Annotated in this window: 1 protein-coding gene and 1 pseudogene; both read right to left on the bottom strand. The window is 31.0% G+C overall.

Going from position 1 to position 1,744, the window contains the following annotated elements; genetic code table 11:
• Positions 1-40 precede the first annotated feature (40 nt).
• A complete protein-coding gene (gene pepV / locus HR065_RS02730; protein ID WP_178734369.1) occupies positions 41-1,420 on the bottom strand; it encodes a dipeptidase PepV in 1,380 nt (459 codons plus the stop codon).
• A 91-nt stretch (positions 1,421-1,511) separates the two neighbouring features.
• A pseudogene (locus tag HR065_RS02725) lies at positions 1,512-1,744 on the bottom strand (hypothetical protein); the annotation flags it as partial.

Raw genomic sequence — 1,744 nt, 5'->3', positions numbered from 1 at the left:
AAATCATTTTTGTTTGTTTAATTGTTATTACCCTAATTATTTATTGGGAAGTTAATTCATATAAAGCTTCTGTGTAAATCATAGTTAATTTCATTAAAGTTTCGATAGATATGTTTTCATCTTTTTGATGAAATAAAGCGTTTTCTTCGGGAAAAATAGGTCCAAAAGCGACTAAATTAGGGACTGTTCTGACGAAGCTGCCACTTCCTCTAGTTAAAGGTTGAGAAACTAGATCGTTTGTATGTTTTTGATAAGCTTTCATTAAGGTTTGCGATAAAGGGCTTTGAGGACTTTGATAAAACAAAGCTTTATGGAAATCAACATTTACTTTAATATTGTTTTCTTGCGCTTTTTGGTTGATTTGGGTCATTATATCTTCATATTTGATACCTTTAGGATATCTTAAATCTAAATAAAAAGAAGCTTTGTTACCGTCATAATTAAAAACTCCGCTAAATAAGGTTAGATGTTCTGTTTCAGCATCTAAATGATTAATTCCTATTTTTCGTCCATCTGAACTATCTACTACATAATTATTTAAAAAATTAAGGAAATTATTTTCGATGTTTAAAGCTTGTAGGATTTTGATTAAGTTATCATTAGCGTTGATACCTTGATCTGGGGCTGAACCGTGAAAAGCGGCTCCTTTGACTTCGATAGTGATTCTATCATTTTGTCTGATAAAAGTAGCGTTTATATCGTGTTTTTGGATATATTGTTGAAATAAAGCTTCATAATGAGGTTCATAAACTAAAACCGCTTGAGCTAAATCCGGCACAACATTTACTTTAGAACCACCTTGCATACTAATAATGCGGGGATCTTTGGTTGAAGTTTCTAAAGATAAAACCACAATCCCTTTTTCAGCATAAACTAAAGGGAAATAACTATCAGGAACAAAACCAGCCACAGGCATTTCCGGATGTTTTTCAAAGTAATGATCCACACAACGCCATTCACATTCTTCATCTAATCCTAAAACAAATTTCACTCTTTTCTTTAAAGGAATGTTTAATTCTTTTAAAATTCTTAAAGCAAAATAAGAGGCAATAACGGGGCCTTTATTATCTTGAGAACCTCGAGCATAAATTTTACCGTCCACTATTTGAGCTGCATAAGGAGGATAAGTCCAATGGTTACCAGCCGGAACAACATCAAGATGACCTATTATGCCAACCCAATCTTTTTGATTGCCGTATTCTATATGACCGGCATAACCATCAACATTCACAGTTTTAAAACCATCTTTTTCTCCTAAATGTAACATAAAAGCAAGAGCTTCTTTTAATTTTGGTCCAAAAGGCGCGCCTTTATTTTCTGGCTTAAAGGATTCTAATTCACTCTCTATTCTTAACAAATCTTGCAGAGTTTGAACAATAACATCTTCTCTTTTTAAAACTTCTTTTTTAAAATCAAACATTCTTTATCTCCTTGTTTGGGTTTACTTTTGGATTTTTACTATAATTCCGAAGAAAAGACATCATATAATAAAACAAATATATCTCTTAAAATTAATATTTTCGAGCATTAAGTTTACTTTTAGCGAAATTTAAAAATAACGAAAATAAATAAGTTAAGACGGCTAAAAGGAAAGCAGTTAAAAAAAGATAAGGATATCCTTGTTCGTCCTTTTTCAATAAACCTCCTATAATGCCAGGTTTGTGAGGATTGATGAAATCATAAGGATATTTATATGTTTTTCCTCTTATTTCGCTTATTTTACCGATAATTAAATAAATAATTA

This window comes from Candidatus Phytoplasma pruni (genome assembly GCF_013391955.1).
Lineage (GTDB): Bacteria > Bacillota_I > Bacilli_A > Acholeplasmatales > Acholeplasmataceae > Phytoplasma.
This window is presented reverse-complemented; position numbering and strand designations above follow the sequence as displayed.